This is a genomic window from Kribbella sp. NBC_00482, from assembly GCF_036013725.1.
In the GTDB taxonomy this organism is placed as follows: domain Bacteria; phylum Actinomycetota; class Actinomycetes; order Propionibacteriales; family Kribbellaceae; genus Kribbella.
Genome location: NZ_CP107881.1, coordinates 1427331 through 1443816, shown reverse-complemented (window position 1 = coordinate 1443816; position 16486 = coordinate 1427331). Strand labels below are relative to the sequence as shown.

Genomic DNA, 16486 nt, shown 5'->3' with positions numbered 1-16486 from the left:
CACAATTCTACCGATGCCGGCAGTATGGTGCGTATTGCTCCACAGCGCAGCCGGGTGGATCACATCAGCCGGAGAGGTGGGCGACGTTGTGCCAGGCGGGGTCGGGGGTGGTGGTGAGGGTTACTTTGCCGTGGGGCCAGCCGGTGGTGGCTGCCTGTAGTTGGGCGTCGGCGGGGGTGGTGCCGTCGGTGTAGTAGTGCAGGATGCGGGTGCCGGCGGAGGTTTCGTGGGCGAGGAGGTTGCCGGAGCCGCCGAGGCGGTCGGTGAGGTGGTCCTCGAACGCCCGGAGCTCGTCGAGCATCTCGGACTCGGGAAGACCGTCGTCACGCACCACGGGATAGTGGATCGCGACCGCAACATGCGTATCGAGGTGCGGCCGGCGGATCGAGCGCAACGGGTACTCAGCCGTCGCGATCACGCGCTGCCCGTCGCGCGTACCCTCCAGCATCTTCCACGCCGGACTACCGTCCTCGAGCGTGTGCTCGGCGGCAAATCCAGCCACCGCAGGCAACAGTTCCATCACCGGTAGGGCGTCGACCGGAGCAGCGTCCAGCGTGTCGATCGCACCGACCCACGTCTCCACCATCTCCTCGCCGAGCACCAGATCGAGGATCAGGAACGTCACCCGCCGCTGCACATCCACCGACAGCGACGAGAAAACAGGATGGTGTACGCCGACATGCACCGAAGCCGAATCCGGCTCGATCGACACCACCGATTCGTCGACCGCAACCGGCGGGAGCCCCTCGAACTGGATCGTCACCGCGGGCCCGGGCCGGCGCAGGTCGGCGTACTCCCAGGCCTGGTCCGACGGCGGGGCAGCGCGCAGCCAGCGGCGGGCGACCGCACGCTGCTCCGGGTTGCCGGCGGCGGTGACGATCAGCACGTGCTGGGCGTGCAGCCCGGGGCCGAGCTCCCACTCCAGGTCGGGGTGGATGCGGGCGACCCGCTCGTTCAGTTCCGCGTTCGCGTCGGTCGGCTCCCGGCGGGCGACGGCGTCCGCGACACTCGCGGCGCCGGAGCCGGACCACCAGGACCAGAACGCGCCGATCGGGTCGGCCTCCACGGCGTTCCGGCGGCGACGCTTGAAGATGGGCATGGCCGCATCTTCTCCCAACCAGGGGTGCGACGATGGACAGCACCGGCAGTAACTGTGACCTGGCTGGGTTGACGAGGAGGAACACGTAGTGCTTCGGCGAATCCTGCTGGGCATGTCCCGCAGCCCCCAGATCAAGAAGGCCGTGTCGGCGATGCCGGTATCCAGCGGTATCGTCGCGCGGTTCGTCGCCGGAGAGACCGCTCCGGAGGCCGTGCTGGCCACCGAGAAGCTGGTCAGCAACGGGCTCAACGTCACCCTCGACCACCTCGGTGAGAACGTCACCGACCAGGCCGCGGCGTCCGCGACCGCCAACGCATACCTGGACCTGCTGAGGAAGCTCTCAGCCGCCGGCCTGACGAAGTACGCCGAGGTGTCGGTGAAGCTGTCCGCCGTCGGCCAGGCGCTCCCGGGGGACGGCGAGAAGATCGCGTTGGAGAACGCGCGGACCATCTGCCTCGCCGCCCGCAACGCCGGTACGACGGTGACGCTGGACATGGAGGACCACACCACGACCGACTCCACGCTGGGGATCCTGCGCGAGCTGCGCCAGGACTTCCCGGAGACGGGTGCGGTCCTGCAGGCGTACCTCCGCCGTACCGAGTCCGACTGCCGCGACCTCGCGTACGCCGGATCCCGCGTCCGCCTGTGCAAGGGCGCGTACAAGGAGCCGGAGTCGGTCGCGTTCCAGGAGAAGCGCCAGGTCGACAAGGGCTACGTCCGCGCGATGAAGGTCTTGATGAACGGCGAGGGCTACCCGATGATCGCGTCGCACGACCCGCGGCTGATCTCGATCGCGGGCGCGCTGGCCGACCGCGCGAACCGCAAACCGGGCAGCTTCGAGTACCAGATGCTGTTCGGCATCCGCCCCGAGGAGCAGCTCCGCCTGGCCGGTCTGGGTCACACGGTCCGCGTCTACATCCCGTACGGCGAGGACTGGTACGGCTACCTGGTACGCCGCCTCGCCGAGCGCCCCGCCAACCTGCAGTTCTTCGCCCGCTCCTTGATCAGCAAGAAATAGGATCGACCGACCCGGCTAACCTGTGGACATGAGTAACAAGGTGGCCGTTCTAGGGGCCGGAGTGATGGGGGAGACGTTGCTGTCCGGGCTGATCAGGGCCGGACGGCGACCGGAGGACCTCCTGATCACCGAGCGCCGGGAGGAACGCGCCGCCGAACTGCGCGAGCGGTACGGCGTCGATGTCGTGTCCAACATCGAGGCGGCGAAGCAGGCCGACACGCTGGTCCTGGTCGTGAAGCCGCAGGACATGCCGGATCTGCTCGCCGAGATCGCCCCGGCCGTGCAGCCGAGCCAGACCGTCGTCTCGCTCGCGGCCGGTATCACCACCAGTTTCGTCGAGTCGCGGCTGCCTGAAGGCGTCGCCGTCGTACGCGTCATGCCGAACACGCCCGCTCTGGTCGACGAGGGCATGGCCGCGATCTCCCGCGGCGCGCACTGCGACGAGAGCCACCTCGAGCTGGCCGAGAGCCTGCTCGCCGCGACCGGTCGCGTGATCCGGGTGCCGGAGAAGCAGCAGGACGCGGTGACCGCGATCTCCGGCTCCGGTCCGGCGTACATCTTCTTCGTGGTCGAGTCGATGATCGAGGCCGGCGTCCACATGGGCCTGCCGCGCGGTACGGCGACCGAACTCGTCGTACAGACCGTGGTCGGATCCGCGAAACTGCTGCGCGAGACCGGCGAACACCCGACGGTACTGCGGGAGCGCGTGACGTCCCCGGGCGGTACGACGGCCGCCGCGGTCCGCGAACTCGAGGACCACAAGGTCCGTGCCGCGTTCCTGTCCGCGATCGAGGCCGCCCGCAACCGTTCCCGCGACCTGGCCGCCGAGTAACACTCGCCCGCAACTGTTCACGCAACCTGCCGAATAACACCTGTCGCGTGGGTGGCGTTATGGTTGGGGCGCCGAGGTTTCCTGCCATGTTCGAGGGATATGAGTCCGCCCATGGGTAAAGGTTCGGTCGAGCCGGCGACCACGCCTGCGCAGCTTGAGGAACGCGAGGTGCCGCCGCTACCGTGGCGCGTGCCGCTGGACCCGGCGCCGTGGTGGGCCTGGGCGCTGTTCGTGCTGCCGTTCGTCGTCGTACCGGCGCTGAACTCGTGGCTGTGGATGGGTGCCCGCGACATGCTCGCGGTCGGTCTGCTGACGATCATCGGAGCGTCGGTCGTCCGCGTCGCCGGCGGCGTCGTGCTGTACCGCGTCGAGCTGTTCCCGAGCGGCCTCAAGGCCCGCACCAGCATGCTGATCCGCAGCCTCGCCTGGCAGGACGTCGGCAAGATCGAGGTCGGCGACGACAACGTCGTACTGACCCGCGGCCCGGACGAGCACGAGATCAACGGCATCCCCACGGACCGCACCGCCGAGGTCGCCGCGGTGATGGAGGTGCTGCGCGAGCAGTCCCTCGAAGAGAAGGTCCAGCGCCACCGCCCGCGCCCCGGCATCGGCACCCTGCTCGTCCTGCTCTACGTCGTCCTCTCCATCGGCGCCTTCCTGCTCCGCTGGCACATCGTCATCTGAGTCATCTGGCGACCCAAGGTCCTTCACCGGTCACGCGTTCGACGGAAATCCGTACGACGGTCGCTCCGGCGTACACCTGCTCGTTGCCGAACGGGAACTCGTCGCGGCCGAGATACTTCCGCGTCAGCCGGTCCATCAACCCCTTGTACTGCGGACTTCCCGGCCCGTCGAGTGTCGCCGTACCCCGCACGACCAGGTACTGCGTCAGCCCCCGCTGGCTCGGGCGGTCGTCCTCCATCACCAGCGTCACCCGTGGATCGCGGCGCAGGTTCCGGGTCTTGCGGTGCTTCTCCTCGACACCGATCAGGAGGTCGTCACCGTCCCGCCCGACCCACACCATCGCGGCGTGCGGCGACCCGTCCGGGTCGATGGTGATCAGCGTGACGTCCTTGGGCTCGTCGAAGAGCCGGTAGGTGCTCTCGGGAAGGTTCATGGAGCAGACGCTAGACAGCGCCGTGGGAACCTCTGAGTACCCTGACCGCTGTGCATGGAGCAGAACCTGGCGATGTCTTCCTGGCCGATTGCCCGGCCCGTCTCGCGGTCGAGGTGATCGCGGACAAGTGGGCCGTCGTCGTCCTGTGGGGCCTCAACGACCACGCCCGCAGGCACTCGGAGCTGATCGAGCTGATCGGCGGGATCTCGAAGAAGGTCCTGACCCAGACGCTTCGCCGGCTGCAGGCGAACGGCCTGGTCACGCGGACCGACCACGGCGGCGTCCCACCCCGCGTCGAGTACGACCTGACCGACCTCGGCCGCACCTTGATGGGCCCGGTCCGCTTGCTCACAGAGTGGGCAGAGGAGAACGGAGACGCGGTCCTCGCGGCCCAAGAGGCAGGATGACCGTATGGACTTTTCTTTGTGGCCTGCGGCGTCCAGGACCTGGCAGGGCGTGCTCGAAGGTGCTGAGTACGCCGAGCGGACCGGATGGCACGGTGTGTGGATAGCTGACCATTTCATGCAGAACGGGGACGACCTGAGCGTCCCGGTCAACGAGGTACTGGCGCTGATCGCGGGCGTCGTCGCGCGGACCGAGCGCTTGCGGGTCGGCTCGATGGTGCTCGGGAACACATACCGGCATCCGGCCGTGGTCGCGAACGCGGCCGCGACGATCGACCAGATGGCGAACGGCCGCTTCGTGCTGGGGATCGGCGCCGGCTGGCAGGTCAACGAGCACGAGGCGTACGGCATCGAGCTGCCGCCGATCGGCCCGCGCCTCAAGCGTTTCGAGGAGGCCTGTCAGGTGATCAAGGGCCTGCTCACCCAGGAGCGGACGACGTTCGACGGCAAGTACTACCAGCTCACCGAAGCACCCTGTGAGCCGAAGCCGGCCAACCTCCCGATCCTGATCGGGGCCTCCGGCGAAAAGGTTGCCCTCGGCATCGTTGCGAAGTACGCCGACGAGTGGAACCACTGGGGACGCCCGGAGCTCGCCGCGCAGAAGGGTGAGGTGTTCGCTCGGCACTGCGAGCGCGTGGGGCGCGATCCGAAGACGGTACGGCGTTCCGCGCAGACGTTCGTGGAGGTCGTCGTACCGGGCGATACCGAGGCGATCGAGCGCAAGGAGCGGCTGGAGAGTCGAGGTGCGCACGTGATCATGGGATCGGCGCAGGAGGTGCTCGACGTGGTCGCGCAGTACCCGGCGGCCGGGATCAACGAGCTGCTGGTCCCCGACGCGTTCCTAGGCGACGGCGACCGGCGCTTCGACGCACTCGAGCGGCTGCGTGAAGAGGTACTAGCCAAGATCTAGGGTCGCGACCACGGGCCAGTGGTCGCTGGGCACCCGCCCGTCCGGACGGTAGTGCGAGACGGCTGCGTCGGTCACGGTCCACGTCGAGGTGACGAGGATGTGGTCGATGCGGTCGTCGTCGACGGCGCCGGTGAAGTCGTGCCAGCTGCCGCCCGCCCCGATCGGTACGGCGATCCGCAGGCCGGAATCCACCAGCGTCTTCACCGGGGGAGAGTCCGGCGTCGCGTTCAGGTCGCCCATCACGATCCACGGGATCGATCCGGAGATCCAGCGGGCGATCAGCCGCGACGACTGCAGTTGCGCGACCTCGCCCGCGTGGTCGTAGTGCGTGTTGACGACGCCGACCGTCGTACCGTTGCGGTGCCGCAGCCAGACCAGGGTCGCGACCCGGGTCAGGTCGGCGTCCCACCCGATCGATCCCGGCGTCCCCGGGTCGTCGGACAGCCAGCGCGTCTCCTGGCGCTCGACCCGCCAGTCGCCGGGCCGGACCAGGACGGCCGCATGCTCACCCGCGTTCATGCCGTCGTCCCGGCCGGCGCCGACGATCTCGTACTTCGGGAACCGCCAGCGCAGGTACTCGAGCTGGTCGGGCAGCACTTCCTGCAGCCCGACCACGTCCGCGTCCAGCTGTTCGATCGCCGCCACCGCCGCCTTCCGCCGGACCGGCCAGGCGTTGTCGCCGTCGGGTGCGGAGGAATTGCGGATGTTGAACGTGGCGGCGCGGATCTTCATGGAGTAGATCCTGCCAAACCCATCGCCCGGGTCGCCGCCTGGAGTCGGGGAGTGCTCGCCTCGAGGGCTCGGTCGCGTCCTTGCGCGAGCAGGTTGTCGATCGCTCCCGGGTCGGTCGTGAGGCGCGCGTACTCCTTCTGCAGCGGCTCGATGACGGCCAGGACCGCGTCCGCGACGTCCTGCTTCAGCGCGCCGTACGACGCGTAGGCCTTCGCGAGCTCGACCGGATCGCCGTCGGTGCACGCCGCGAGGATCTCCAGCAGGTTGGTGATGCCCGGCTTGGCCGCCTCGTCGTGGCGGACCTCGGTGTCCGAGTCCGTCACGGCGCGCATGATCTGCCGGCGGATCACGTCCGGCGGGTCGAGCAGCCGGATCGTCCCGACCGCGTCGTCGGCGTCCGACTTGCTCATCTTCGCCGTCGGGTTCGCCAGGTCCTTCACCCGTGTCGCCAGCGCCGCCTTGTTGAGCTGCGGTACGACGAACGTCTCGCCGTACTCGCGGTTGAACCGGATCGCGATGTCCCGGGCCAGCTCGACGTGCTGGTCCTGGTCGCCGCCGACCGGGACCCGTTCCGCGCCGTACAGCAGGATGTCCGCGGCCATCAGGCACGGGTACGTGAACAGCGAGGCCCGTGTCATCGGGCGGCCGTTGCCCTTCTCCTTGTACTGGATCATCCGGGACAGCTCACCGACGTACGACGTGCACTCCAGCAGGTACGCGAGCTGGGCGTGCGTGGGTACGTCGGACTGGATGAAGACTGAGCCTTCGGGGACACCGGCCGCGAGCATCAGCGTCGCGAACTCGCGGGTCAGAGTGGCGAGTCTTCGGGGATCGTGCCTGGTCGTCATCGCGTGCAGGTTCGCGACGAAGTAGAACCCGTCCGGGTCGGTGAACCGGCGCAGTGCGCCGAGGTGGTTGCCCAGCGTCAGACGGCCGGACGGGGTGATGCCGGAAAGCGAGGTCATGATCGTGCCCTTTCGGTGGTTGGAGGCCCCACCGAGGACATGAAAAAGGCCGCCTCGGCGAGACGGCCTCGTGGTTGCGTGCGAACACGCCGGGTGGACCGCCCTAGACGGCCCACCACAGCTGCAAGTTCGTGTTCACGTGGTCAGGATACCAGCGACTGGACGATCAGCTCGTTGCGGGCGTCCTGGCCCAGCGGCACCGTCGGGTGCACGCCGTCGCGCAGGTAGTTGAGCAGCCGGTACGGCTTGACCCAGAGCCATTCGGCCCAGCGGATGATCTTCAGGTTCGGGTACTTCTCCTGCTGGTCGTACAGTTGCATGTTGAGCCACGAGCTGTTGCGCTGATCCGCGAGCTGAACGGTCGAGGTCACGCTCTTGCGGACGACCTGGATGTTGACCCAGTACAGCGTCCGGTTCTGGCCGACGATGCTGATCGCCCGGGCCACCTGGGCCGCGAACTTCGGCGGGTCGAAGATGTCGTTGGACCCGCTCGCCATCAGGATCCGCCGCGGCAGGCCGTACGTCGACGCCCACTGCTGCAGCGCGTCGACCGCGCCGGACGTGGGCCGGCTGGACCAGTTGTGCACGGCGAGGGGACTGCCGTCGCGGCCCTGGAGCCTGATCGCCAGCGACTTGCCGTCCTGGACGGAGATGCTGTCGCCGAACATGAAGACGCCGTTGGCGGCCCTGGTGTGCTGGATCTGCGCCGGCGTGGAGATCGCGCGTTGGGCGCCGGCCCAGGAGCCGAGTACGCCGGAGCCGTACGGACCGGTGGACGACGACGTCGTCACCGCGAACTCCGTGGAATCACCCGAGGTTGTGGTGGCGGTTGCGGTTTCTGTCGAGGCGGCGACCGTGGCGGCAGCCGCGGCCGCGGCTCCTACCGTAAAGATCTGCCGCCGGTTCGGTTTCATTTGCCTCACCGGAGAAGCCTGGACGCCAGCGCTCGTACTCGCAAGTCCGGATCTCACTGTCCGCAGTCGGCCGGCGGCACGATCGGGCCAGAAATTGCGGCTTTTCTGGCAGACACTGCAAATTCTGTAACGCTTTGCAGTCCGCCGCCGATGAATCGACTGTTGGACCACCGACGGGCCGGCGCGACCAGGGAGGGGTGTCGCGCCGCCCGTTTGGTTTATGCCCGGCCTGTCGTCAGGTTCTCGATCAACGGCCCGGCGATTGCCATCAGCTCCTCGGGCGGCGCGTCCAGGCCGTCCAGCCTGACCAGGTGCCGCGAGATCACCAGCCCGAGAGTCAGCGCGCCGATCACGCCGGACCGCACCAACGCGTCGTCCCCGGACAACTGCGCCGCAACCTGCCGCTGCTGCGCTGTGATCGCGGCCCGGACCTCTTCGGCTGCCTCCGGATGGGTGAACATCGCGCGCAGTGCGGCGAGTGCCGCGGCCGGCTCGTCGGCAAGTTTCTCGGTCAGCGCCGCGGTGAGTTGCTCGGCGATCTGATCCGGTGAGCCCTCGATCGGCCCGTCCGCGGGGATCGCGGCCGCCTGCGCGAACAGCTTCTCCTTCGACCCGAAGTACCGCATCACGAGCCCGGGATCGCTCCCGGCCCGGGTCGCGATCGCCCGGATCGTTGTCCGGTCGAAGCCCTGCTCGCCGAACAGTTCCCGGGCCGCGGTCAGGATCCGGGTCTCCGTCCGCCGCCGCTGTTCCACCCTGGTCGTCACGGCCCTCAGTCTACGCATGTTGACCCAATGCCGTTGGCTGGTCTACCTTTTCAGTCAACATCTGTAGACCGAATGAGGAGCATCGATGATCCAGGCGATCGTGCTGGCCTTCCTGGCCGGCCTGATGGGCACCAATGGCATCCCGCACTTCGTCACCGGCATCACTGCCCGCGAGTACCCGAACCTGACCGGCAACTCGGCCACCAACAACGCGGTCGGCGGCCTGGCCGCGTTCGCGATCGCCGGCGCACTGCTCGCCCTGGCGCAGGTCGGCGACCATCCCCGCGCAGCGTTGGTCGCCGGCTCCCTGGGAGTCGTCGGCATGACCGTCTTCCACGCCCGGCGAGGCGCTTACCGACTGAGCGTGCACTTCGGGAAACCCCTTCCGAAGATCTGAAGGTTAAGGTCAAGGGCATGAGTGGTGAGGCGCTGCTGGTGTTCGACGACGGGTTGACGGCGTACGACTTCGGTCGTGGGCACCCGATGAGTCCGATCCGGGTGGAGCTGACGATCAAGCTCGCCCGGGAGTTCGGCGTCCTCGACCAACTCAAGGTCGTGCCCGCGCCGACCGCCGACGACGCGCTGCTCGAGACCGTGCACACCGCCGAGTACGTGGCCGCGGTGAAGCGTGCGGGCGAGCATCCCGACGATGCCGATCCCGTGCACGGACTCGGTACGTCGGACACGTACTGCTTCCCGCACATGCACGAGGTCTCCGCGCGGATCGCCGGCGCCTCGGTCGAGGCGGCCCGCGCGGTCTGGGAGGGCGACGTCCTGCACGCCGCGAACGTCGCCGGCGGTCTGCACCACGCGATGCCCAACCAGGCCAGCGGTTTCTGCGTCTACAACGACCCGGCGATCGCGATCCAGTGGCTTCTCGATCACGGCGCCGAGCGGGTCGCGTACGTCGACGTGGACGTTCACCACGGGGACGGCGTACAGACCGTCTTCTACAACGACCCCCGCGTCCTGACCGTCAGCCTGCACGAGTCGCCGACCACGCTGTTCCCGGGCACCGGCAGCGCCGGCGAGACGGGCGGACCGGACGCCGAGGGTATGTCGGTCAACGTTGCGCTGCCGCCCGGGACCGGGGACGCGGGCTGGTTGCGAGCGTTCCACGCGGTCGTCCCTGACGTCGTGAAGGCGTTCCGTCCGAGCGTCCTGGTCACGCAGCACGGGTGCGACTCGCACGTCGAGGATCCGCTGGCACACCTGACGAAGACGATCGACGGGCAGCGTGCGGCGTACCTGGCCCTGCACGACCTCGCGCACGAGGTGGCCGACGGGAAATGGGTCGCCACGGGCGGCGGCGGGTACGCGATCATCGACGTCGTACCGCGGGCCTGGACGCACCTGCTGGCGATCGTCGCCGGCCACCCGATCGACCCCGCGACGCTGGTGCCGGACGCCTGGCGCGAGGACGTCGAGCGGCGGTTCGGCCGCGTCGCGCCGGTGCGCATGACCGACGGCCGCGACGCGTCGTACGTCGACTGGTCGAGCGGCTACAACCCCGACACCTGGCTCGACCGAGCCATCAAGGCCACCCGCGACACCAGCTTCCCTTTGTTAGGTCTTGATCCGACCTACTGAGTCACAGGAGTCCCCCTCTTTCCCATTCGTACCAACAGCCACTACGCTCGTGCCATGCACGGACGGAGGTGCCGGAGGGGAAGCCGGCGCACGATCCGTGCTGGAAGTGCGGTGCGCAATGGCATCAAAGAAGTCCGGCGGTGAGTCGCCGCTCGCCGAGGTGAAGTTTCTGACCGTGGCGGAAGTCGCCACGGCCATGCGCGTGTCCAAGATGACGGTGTACCGGTTGGTGCACTCCGGTGAGCTGCCCGCGGTGCGGGTGGGTCGTTCGTTCCGGGTGTCTGAGGACGCCGTGCACGACTACCTCAAGGGCGCCTTCTTCCAGGCCGGATAACCACGAGAAGCCGGAGGGGCCGGATCCTGTTCAGGACCGGCCCCTTCGTCATGTCCTGGGCCCGTTCAGCGGCCGCAGCGCCTTCGCTGCCTCTGTGATGACCTCGTCCGGCAGCCCTGCCCAGAGCTCATGGTGGGCGGCCGAACTCGCCTTCACGGCCTGCTCCGCCAGGCTGATGCCCTCCGGGGTCAGGCGGATCTGCGTCCCGCGCCCGTCGTCCGGATCGGACTCGCGAACGGCCAGGCCGCGGCGGACCAGCTGATTCGTCACGTTGCTGGTGCCGCCCGACGACAGCAGCAGACTCCGGACCAGGTCCGAGGGCTTCTGGCGGTACGGCGTACCGGATCGGCGCAATGAGACGAGCACGTCGAACTCGGCCATGGTCAGCTCCAGGTCGCGCAGCACCCGCCGCGTCGACGCGTTCAGCTCGCCGGCCAGCATCATGAGCCGCTTCGTCAGCTCGCTGGTCGGATACAGCACCTCGGGCAGCTCGTGCTCCCAGGACGAGATCAGCCGGTCCACAGGGTCGTCGGTCACGGTTGACAGCCTATCTGCCTTTGATGATAGCTTTCTTCAAAGCTTTCTACTGAGGGAGATCGACGTGAGGTTGTTGCTCAAGGGTGGGACGGTGATCGACACCTTCCCGGAGGTCGTCGTACGGCGCGACACCGACGTACTGATCGAGGACGGGCGGATCGCCGCGGTCGGGGCCGGCCTGACCGCCGACGCCGAGGTGATCGACGCGCGGGAGCGGATCGTGCTGCCCGGGTTCGTCGACACGCATCGGCACCTGTGGCAGACCGCGTTGCGCGGGATCACCCTCGACGCGGGGCTCGGGGTGTACTTCGAGCGCGTGCTGGACGGCTACGGGTCCAGGTTCCGTGCGAAAGATGTTGCAGCGGGCAACCTTGTCGGCGCGCTGGAGTGCTTGGACGCGGGCATCACCACGGTGCAGGACTACTCCCACGTGCAACGCTCCCCGGAGCAGGCCGACGCGGCGCTGGATGCGTTGGAGCTCAGCGGGATCCGGGCCGTCTTCGGGTATGGTCCCTCGCCGCTGGGCGGTTCCGCTGTCGACGCCGGTGAGATGCGCCGGATCATGACGCGCCGATCCGAGCGGCTCGAGTTGGCCGTGGCGGCGATCGGCCCGGCGTACGCGCCGTTCGAGACGGTCCGCGCTGACTGGGAGCTGGCCGACTCGCTCGGGGTGCCGGTGGTCGTCCATGTCAGCAGCACGCCGCAGACCCCCGACCCGATCACGCGGTTGCGGGATGCCGGGCTGGCGCGGCCGAACACGTTGTACGTGCACGGCAACAACCTGCCCGACTCCGAGCTGAAGGTGATCGCCGAGACCGGCGCGGCTGTGTCGGTCACGCCGACGGTCGAGGCGCGGATGCAGATGGGGCCGCAGCTGTCCGGGCGGCTGCGCGAGGCCGGGATTCCGTTCAGCCTCGGGATCGATGTGGTGACCACGGCCGGCGGCGACATGTTCCGCGCGATGCACGAGGTGCTTTCCCTTGGCTACGAGGCGTTCACGGCCGCTGAGGTGCTGCAGTTGGCGACGTACGGCGGAGCCCGAGCGCTTGGGTTGACCGACGTGGGATCGCTCACCGTCGGCAACAAGGCCGACGTCGTCCTGCTCCGCAGCACAGACGTCAACCTGGCCGGCGGCCACCACGACCCGGTCGCGACTGTGGTGACTGCCGCGCATCCGGGAAACGTAGACACAGTCCTCGTCGGAGGCACACCGGTCAAACGAGACGGCCGACTCCTGAGTCCGTTGCTACCACCGGCCCTCACCGACCTCGCCGAATCAGCCGCCTACCTCACCGGAGCCGCTAGCGCCTGAGTAGCTCGCGGATTGCTGTGCTGACCTCGGTGGGGTTCTGCTCCGCCATGAAGTGTCCGGAGGTGGTGGTTTGATGATGGAGATCAGGCGCCCAGCTCTTCCAGAGAGCCGCGGCGTCGAACCCGAGCGCAGCACCCCAGTCCTGCTGAATCACCGTCACCGGCATCCTCAACTTGTTGCCCTGGGCAAGGTCCTCCCGGTCGTGTGCGACGTCGACGGTCGCCGAGGCACGGTAGTCCGCGACGATCGACGGCACCGCGCCCCGGCACGCCTCCAGGTACGCCGCGCGGACATCGGCCGGGATCGCCGCGAGATCACTCGCCCACAGATCGAGAAAGTACCCGAAGAACTCATCCGAACTGGCCGCGATCATCCGCTCCGGCAACCCGACCGGCTGTGCCATCAGATACAGGTGGAACCCGACCGCTGCGGTCGTCCCCTGCATCACGTCCCACATGTCGAGCGTCGGCAGCACGTCCAGACACATCAAGTGCGTCACCACATCCGGGTGATCAAGCCCAGCACGGAACGCGACCAACGCACCCCGATCGTGCCCGACCAACGCGAACTGCGAATGCCCCAACGCGCCCGCCACCGCAACAACATCCGCAGCCATGCTCCGCTTCGAATACCCCTCGACCGGCTTGTCGCTATCGCCGTACCCCCGAAGATCCGGACAGATCACGGTGTGATCCACCGCCAACTCGGCCGCGACCCGCCGCCACATCAGATTCGTCTGCGGAAACCCGTGCAACAACACCACCGGAGTGCCCGAGCCGCCAACGGCAACATTCAGCACCACACCATCCGCACCCGGCACCCGCCGGTACTCAAACCCGTCAATCTTCATGCCGCCCAGCCTCGCCGCTCCGAATGAGCGTTTGATGAGCGCTACCGTGGCCAAGTGAAGTTCGGCGTGCTGGGACCGGTTGTCGCCTGGGCGGAGGAGCCGTCCGACTCGAAGGGCGCACCGGTTGATGTGCGGGGGCCTCGGCATCGGGCAGTGTTGGCGCGGCTGATCGTGGCGCGGGGGAGGGTCGTGCCCGCGCAGGTGCTGGTGGACGACCTGTGGATCGATCCGCCGGCGGGTGCGCTGAGTGCCGTGCGGACGTTCGTGGCCGCGCTACGTCGAGCGATCGAGCCCGAACGCGCCCCGCGCGAACCAGCCCGGTTGCTGGTGACGGCAGGCCCCGGCTACGCCTTGAAGACAACGAACGTCGACGCTTGGCACTTCGAGAAGACGGTGCAAGCGGCGGGTGCGAGCGGGGCGACCGGTTCCGTGGTGTCGCCGGAGGAGCGGTTGGCGGAGCTGTTGGCTGGGTTGGCGTTGTGGCGCGGGCCGGCGTACGCCGAGTTCGTGGACGAACCGTGGGCTCTGGCCGAGCGTGCGCGACTGACCGAGTTGCGACTGCACGCGGTGGAGCAGATCGCGGAAACGCGCCTGCAGTTGGGCCTCGCCGCGGAGGCTGTGCCGGACCTCGACGCCCACGTCACCGAGCATCCGTGGCGCGAGGATGCGTGGCGGTTGCTGGCGTTGGCGTTGTACCGGAGCGAGCGGCAGGGCGACGCTCTCGCCGTACTGCGCCGCGCCCGGGAAACCCTGGTGGGTCAGCTCGGCGTCGACCCCGGTCCCGCGCTCAGCCGTCTAGAGACCGACATCCTCAACCAGGCCGCGCATCTCTCGCCGGCCGGGAGCGTGTGGGCCGAGACGGCTGCGGCGTATGACCGCGCTGTCGGTGGGACGCGTGCACGGATCGAATCGACCGTCGGGCTGCTCCGCAACCTTGCAGTCACCGGAGGCGGCGGGCTGGAAGCCGCTCGTCGACACCGGCTCGCCGCGATCGTTGCCGCTGAGGAGCTCGGCGACCCCGACCTCACCGCCCGCGTGATCGGCGCGTACGACGTACCGGCGATCTGGACCCGTTCCGACGACGAAGTTCAAGCAGCCGCCATCGTGGCCGCCGCCGAACGCGCACTGCCGACCCAGGATCACGCGAGCATCCGCGCACGACTGCTCGCCACGATCGCGCTCGAGTCCAGAGGCTCCCGTTCGCCGCGAGCACGCGAGGCAGCGCTCGAGGCCGAGCAACTCGCACGTGGCCTCGACGACCCTGCATTGCTGGCGTTCACGCTGAACGGCGTCTTCATGCAGACCTGCCACCGCGCCGGCCTCGCGCTAGAACGAGACGCGATCGGCGCCGAACTCATCACCCTCTCGCAACGCCACAACCTCTTTACCTACGAGGTTCTCGGCCACCTGATCCGGCTGCAATCCGCCTGCGCAAGAGCTGACCACACCGCATCCGACGAACACGCCGCAGCCGCCGACGCCTTGGCCACCCGGCACGAGCTCCCGCTCGTCGCCGTCTTCACCTGCTGGTACGCCGCCCTCCGCAAGGACACCCCCGAGTCGTATCGCGCCGCAGCCGCCCTGCTCGACGATGCGGGCATGCCCGGCCTGAGTGCCGGTCTCCTCCCGCTGGCGTTGGCCGCGCACGCCGTACGTCATGGCGAACCGATCCCGACGGCTGACTACGGCCCGCACGCCCCGTGGGTGCACGGATCGCCGGATCCGCCGCCTGGCCTGCTGTTCGAGGCGTACTGGGCGCTGACCGCCTACAGCACCCAGGACCCCGAGCTGCTGGCAAAGGCACAAGCCGCACTAGCCCCGGCGGCGGACGAACACGCAGCAGGAAGCGGCCTGCTCACTCTCGGCCCGATCGCCGACTACCTGCGCTAGAGGTCGTCCGGAGACCCGTTCTCGGACTTCCGATCGGCCTGCTGTCGCACCTCGTAGTGCGACTGGTGCGCCGTCGTCCGGTACGCCTCTTCGTACGCCGCGAGTGCGCCGGCCACCCCGGACCCGCGCCCGCGACGCCTGGCCCACGAGGCGAACCAGGTCAGCCCCGCGAGCACCACCGCGAGTCCGGCAAGAAACACCAGGTAGGCCATTTCTCCAAGGTACCTGGCACTCCCAGCCGACTCCCAGGAATCTGTCAGGACCGTCGCAGACCGCGCGATCAGGATGGAATCACCAACCTGAAGGAGGCTCCCGATGCCGATCCGAATCGTCAAGACCGTTGCCGTAGGCACCATCGCGACCCTGGGGCTCGCTGCCGTCGCCTTCACCCCCGCCGCCTACGCGAGCACCACCACGAAGACCACCACCCCGCACCTGGCCGTCCTCACCAAGCCAGCCGTCCCGGTCGCCGTCCGCAAGGCCGCCTGAAATCCTGACTGCACGACAGCACCTCGCCTGACGTCAGGCAGCTTTGTGTGCCCGGACTGCCAGTGAGTGCGGGATGTCCGGGCCGGTGGGTTCCTCGAAGCGGTCGATGAGTAGGCCGGTTGCGAGGATCGCGTTCAGGTACTCGGGCAGTGGAACGTGCCGCATGCCGATCCGGTGACGGATTCCCTCGTCGCTCCACAAGGGCGAGGCCTCGTGCCAACCGGATCGGCGGTACGTCGGATGCACGACCCGCGTGCCGTCGTCGGCGTACAGGACATGCGGCCCGTTGAAGCAGGGGTGTACGCCGTACGCGACGAGCACCCCGCCGGGACGCAGTACCCGGGCTGCCTCGAGCAGGACCGCGCCGAAGTCGTCGACATCGGTGGAGATCCACAGCGTGATCGCGGTGTCGAACGACTCGTCCGGGAACGGCAGCGCCGCGGCGTCACCGCGCATCAGCGGACTGTCGGTCCGCGTCCGGGCGAGCCGCAACTGGTCCCGCGAGTAGTCCAGCCCGACGACGCTGCGTCCGCTGGCCCGGATGGTCTCGAAGTTCCGCCCGGTGCCGCAGCCGACGTCCAGGCAGGGCCCGGAGCCGGGTCCCAGCAGCTCCAGCAAACCCGGTTGATGATCGTCCGCACCGATCACGTACCGACCGTCGTACCACTCCGCCAGACCGTCGTACCGAGCCCGCATCCAGCCTCCCCAGGTAGGGTCCCAGTCTAC

Annotated in this window: 21 protein-coding genes; 11 read left to right on the top strand and 10 right to left on the bottom strand. The window is 68.5% G+C overall.

Going from position 1 to position 16486, the window contains the following annotated elements; all coding sequences use genetic code 11:
• Nucleotides 1-64: 64 nt before the first annotated feature.
• Nucleotides 65-1099 carry a DUF695 domain-containing protein gene (locus OHB24_RS07250; protein ID WP_327638166.1) on the bottom strand — a complete coding sequence of 345 codons (1035 nt, stop codon included), beginning with the start codon at nt 1097-1099 and terminating at the stop codon, nt 65-67.
• 112 nt (nt 1100-1211) lie between these two features.
• Here OHB24_RS07250 and OHB24_RS07245 point away from each other — a divergent pair, with 112 nt between their 5' ends.
• The 3 genes from OHB24_RS07245 to OHB24_RS07235 all read left to right on the top strand — a co-directional run bounded on the left by OHB24_RS07245 (nt 1212) and on the right by OHB24_RS07235 (nt 3633).
• Nucleotides 1212-2117 (top strand): proline dehydrogenase family protein, encoded by a 906-nt coding sequence (locus OHB24_RS07245; RefSeq protein WP_442913952.1) that lies wholly within the window; start codon nt 1212-1214, stop codon nt 2115-2117.
• Between the two features lie 28 nt (nt 2118-2145).
• Nucleotides 2146-2949, top strand: a complete 804-nt coding sequence (gene proC, locus OHB24_RS07240; RefSeq protein WP_327638164.1) for a pyrroline-5-carboxylate reductase — start codon at nt 2146-2148, stop codon at nt 2947-2949.
• Between the two features lie 111 nt (nt 2950-3060).
• Nucleotides 3061-3633: a hypothetical protein gene (locus OHB24_RS07235; protein WP_327638163.1), complete on the top strand. Its 573-nt coding sequence runs from the start codon at nt 3061-3063 to the stop codon at nt 3631-3633.
• Between the two features lies 1 nt (nt 3634).
• On the opposite strand, the gene OHB24_RS07230 is transcribed toward OHB24_RS07235, so the two are convergent.
• Nucleotides 3635-4066, bottom strand: coding sequence for a PPOX class F420-dependent oxidoreductase (locus tag OHB24_RS07230; RefSeq protein WP_327638162.1), 432 nt, complete (start codon nt 4064-4066; stop codon nt 3635-3637).
• Between the two features lie 50 nt (nt 4067-4116).
• Between OHB24_RS07230 and OHB24_RS07225 the strand changes: the two genes are divergently transcribed.
• Nucleotides 4117-4473, top strand: a complete 357-nt coding sequence (locus tag OHB24_RS07225; RefSeq protein ID WP_327638161.1) for a winged helix-turn-helix transcriptional regulator — start codon at nt 4117-4119, stop codon at nt 4471-4473.
• Nucleotides 4474-4477: 4 nt separating this feature from the next.
• Nucleotides 4478-5380: a TIGR03560 family F420-dependent LLM class oxidoreductase gene (locus OHB24_RS07220; protein ID WP_327638160.1), complete on the top strand. Its 903-nt coding sequence runs from the start codon at nt 4478-4480 to the stop codon at nt 5378-5380.
• Here the strand turns inward: OHB24_RS07220 and OHB24_RS07215 are convergent.
• The 4 genes from OHB24_RS07215 to OHB24_RS07200 all read right to left on the bottom strand — a co-directional run bounded on the left by OHB24_RS07215 (nt 5366) and on the right by OHB24_RS07200 (nt 8758).
• Entirely contained in the window at nt 5366-6112 is a 747-nt protein-coding gene (locus OHB24_RS07215) for an endonuclease/exonuclease/phosphatase family protein (protein ID WP_327638159.1), read from the bottom strand. The two genes, OHB24_RS07220 and OHB24_RS07215, sit on opposite strands and share 15 nt — an antisense overlap.
• Nucleotides 6109-7077 (bottom strand): tryptophan--tRNA ligase, encoded by a 969-nt coding sequence (gene trpS / locus OHB24_RS07210; RefSeq protein ID WP_327638158.1) that lies wholly within the window; start codon nt 7075-7077, stop codon nt 6109-6111. The genes OHB24_RS07215 and trpS overlap by 4 nt, the downstream gene beginning before the upstream one ends.
• A gap of 143 nt (nt 7078-7220) precedes the next feature.
• A complete protein-coding gene (locus OHB24_RS07205; RefSeq protein ID WP_327638157.1) occupies nt 7221-7991 on the bottom strand; it encodes a hypothetical protein in 771 nt (256 codons plus the stop codon).
• A 218-nt stretch (nt 7992-8209) separates the two neighbouring features.
• Complete coding sequence (locus tag OHB24_RS07200) at nt 8210-8758, bottom strand: TetR family transcriptional regulator (protein WP_327638156.1); 549 nt, start codon at nt 8756-8758, stop codon at nt 8210-8212.
• Between the two features lie 85 nt (nt 8759-8843).
• Here OHB24_RS07200 and OHB24_RS07195 point away from each other — a divergent pair, with 85 nt between their 5' ends.
• The 3 genes from OHB24_RS07195 (at nt 8844) to OHB24_RS07185 (ending at nt 10682) form a co-directional block, all read left to right on the top strand.
• Nucleotides 8844-9155 carry a hypothetical protein gene (locus tag OHB24_RS07195; RefSeq protein ID WP_327638155.1) on the top strand — a complete coding sequence of 104 codons (312 nt, stop codon included), beginning with the start codon at nt 8844-8846 and terminating at the stop codon, nt 9153-9155.
• Nucleotides 9156-9172: 17 nt separating this feature from the next.
• Nucleotides 9173-10348 (top strand): acetoin utilization protein AcuC, encoded by a 1176-nt coding sequence (locus OHB24_RS07190; protein WP_327638154.1) that lies wholly within the window; start codon nt 9173-9175, stop codon nt 10346-10348.
• A gap of 118 nt (nt 10349-10466) precedes the next feature.
• Complete coding sequence (locus OHB24_RS07185) at nt 10467-10682, top strand: helix-turn-helix domain-containing protein (RefSeq protein WP_112248247.1); 216 nt, start codon at nt 10467-10469, stop codon at nt 10680-10682.
• Nucleotides 10683-10730: 48 nt separating this feature from the next.
• Here the strand turns inward: OHB24_RS07185 and OHB24_RS07180 are convergent, their stop codons facing one another.
• On the bottom strand, nt 10731-11219 hold the full coding sequence (locus OHB24_RS07180; RefSeq protein WP_327638153.1) for a MarR family winged helix-turn-helix transcriptional regulator: 489 nt from the start codon (nt 11217-11219) through the stop codon (nt 10731-10733).
• 64 nt (nt 11220-11283) lie between these two features.
• Here OHB24_RS07180 and OHB24_RS07175 point away from each other — a divergent pair, with 64 nt between their 5' ends.
• Complete coding sequence (locus OHB24_RS07175) at nt 11284-12531, top strand: amidohydrolase family protein (protein ID WP_327638152.1); 1248 nt, start codon at nt 11284-11286, stop codon at nt 12529-12531.
• Here the strand turns inward: OHB24_RS07175 and OHB24_RS07170 are convergent.
• Nucleotides 12521-13381 (bottom strand): alpha/beta fold hydrolase, encoded by an 861-nt coding sequence (locus OHB24_RS07170; protein WP_327638151.1) that lies wholly within the window; start codon nt 13379-13381, stop codon nt 12521-12523. The genes OHB24_RS07175 and OHB24_RS07170 overlap by 11 nt on opposite strands.
• A gap of 54 nt (nt 13382-13435) precedes the next feature.
• On the opposite strand from OHB24_RS07170, the gene OHB24_RS07165 reads away from it, so the two are divergent.
• Entirely contained in the window at nt 13436-15271 is a 1836-nt protein-coding gene (locus OHB24_RS07165; RefSeq protein ID WP_327638150.1) for an AfsR/SARP family transcriptional regulator, read from the top strand.
• Here OHB24_RS07165 and OHB24_RS07160 read toward each other — a convergent pair.
• Nucleotides 15268-15483 (bottom strand): hypothetical protein, encoded by a 216-nt coding sequence (locus OHB24_RS07160; protein WP_327638149.1) that lies wholly within the window; start codon nt 15481-15483, stop codon nt 15268-15270. The two genes, OHB24_RS07165 and OHB24_RS07160, sit on opposite strands and share 4 nt — an antisense overlap.
• Before the next feature lie 103 nt (nt 15484-15586).
• Here OHB24_RS07160 and OHB24_RS07155 point away from each other — a divergent pair, with 103 nt between their 5' ends.
• Nucleotides 15587-15760, top strand: a complete 174-nt coding sequence (locus tag OHB24_RS07155; protein ID WP_327638148.1) for a hypothetical protein — start codon at nt 15587-15589, stop codon at nt 15758-15760.
• A 33-nt stretch (nt 15761-15793) separates the two neighbouring features.
• Here OHB24_RS07155 and OHB24_RS07150 read toward each other — a convergent pair whose 3' ends face one another.
• Nucleotides 15794-16456: a class I SAM-dependent methyltransferase gene (locus OHB24_RS07150; protein ID WP_327638147.1), complete on the bottom strand. Its 663-nt coding sequence runs from the start codon at nt 16454-16456 to the stop codon at nt 15794-15796.
• Nucleotides 16457-16486: the final 30 nt, after the last annotated feature.

Bases quoted from the DNA above. Each gene is read 5' to 3' on its own strand.
- OHB24_RS07250 (WP_327638166.1), bottom strand. From the start codon at position 1,099: ATGCCCATCTTCAAGCGTCGCCGCCGGAACGCCGTGGAGGCCGACCCG.
- OHB24_RS07245 (WP_442913952.1), top strand. From the start codon at position 1,212: ATGTCCCGCAGCCCCCAGATCAAGAAGGCCGTGTCGGCGATGCCGGTA.
- proC (WP_327638164.1), top strand. From the start codon at position 2,146: ATGAGTAACAAGGTGGCCGTTCTAGGGGCCGGAGTGATGGGGGAGACG.
- OHB24_RS07235 (WP_327638163.1), top strand. From the start codon at position 3,061: ATGGGTAAAGGTTCGGTCGAGCCGGCGACCACGCCTGCGCAGCTTGAG.
- OHB24_RS07230 (WP_327638162.1), bottom strand. From the start codon at position 4,066: ATGAACCTTCCCGAGAGCACCTACCGGCTCTTCGACGAGCCCAAGGAC.
- OHB24_RS07220 (WP_327638160.1), top strand. From the start codon at position 4,478: ATGGACTTTTCTTTGTGGCCTGCGGCGTCCAGGACCTGGCAGGGCGTG.
- OHB24_RS07215 (WP_327638159.1), bottom strand. From the start codon at position 6,112: ATGAAGATCCGCGCCGCCACGTTCAACATCCGCAATTCCTCCGCACCC.
- trpS (WP_327638158.1), bottom strand. From the start codon at position 7,077: ATGACCTCGCTTTCCGGCATCACCCCGTCCGGCCGTCTGACGCTGGGC.
- OHB24_RS07205 (WP_327638157.1), bottom strand. From the start codon at position 7,991: ATGAAACCGAACCGGCGGCAGATCTTTACGGTAGGAGCCGCGGCCGCG.
- OHB24_RS07195 (WP_327638155.1), top strand. From the start codon at position 8,844: ATGATCCAGGCGATCGTGCTGGCCTTCCTGGCCGGCCTGATGGGCACC.
- OHB24_RS07190 (WP_327638154.1), top strand. From the start codon at position 9,173: ATGAGTGGTGAGGCGCTGCTGGTGTTCGACGACGGGTTGACGGCGTAC.
- OHB24_RS07185 (WP_112248247.1), top strand. From the start codon at position 10,467: ATGGCATCAAAGAAGTCCGGCGGTGAGTCGCCGCTCGCCGAGGTGAAG.
- OHB24_RS07170 (WP_327638151.1), bottom strand. From the start codon at position 13,381: ATGAAGATTGACGGGTTTGAGTACCGGCGGGTGCCGGGTGCGGATGGT.
- OHB24_RS07160 (WP_327638149.1), bottom strand. From the start codon at position 15,483: ATGGCCTACCTGGTGTTTCTTGCCGGACTCGCGGTGGTGCTCGCGGGG.
- OHB24_RS07155 (WP_327638148.1), top strand. From the start codon at position 15,587: ATGCCGATCCGAATCGTCAAGACCGTTGCCGTAGGCACCATCGCGACC.
- OHB24_RS07150 (WP_327638147.1), bottom strand. From the start codon at position 16,456: ATGCGGGCTCGGTACGACGGTCTGGCGGAGTGGTACGACGGTCGGTAC.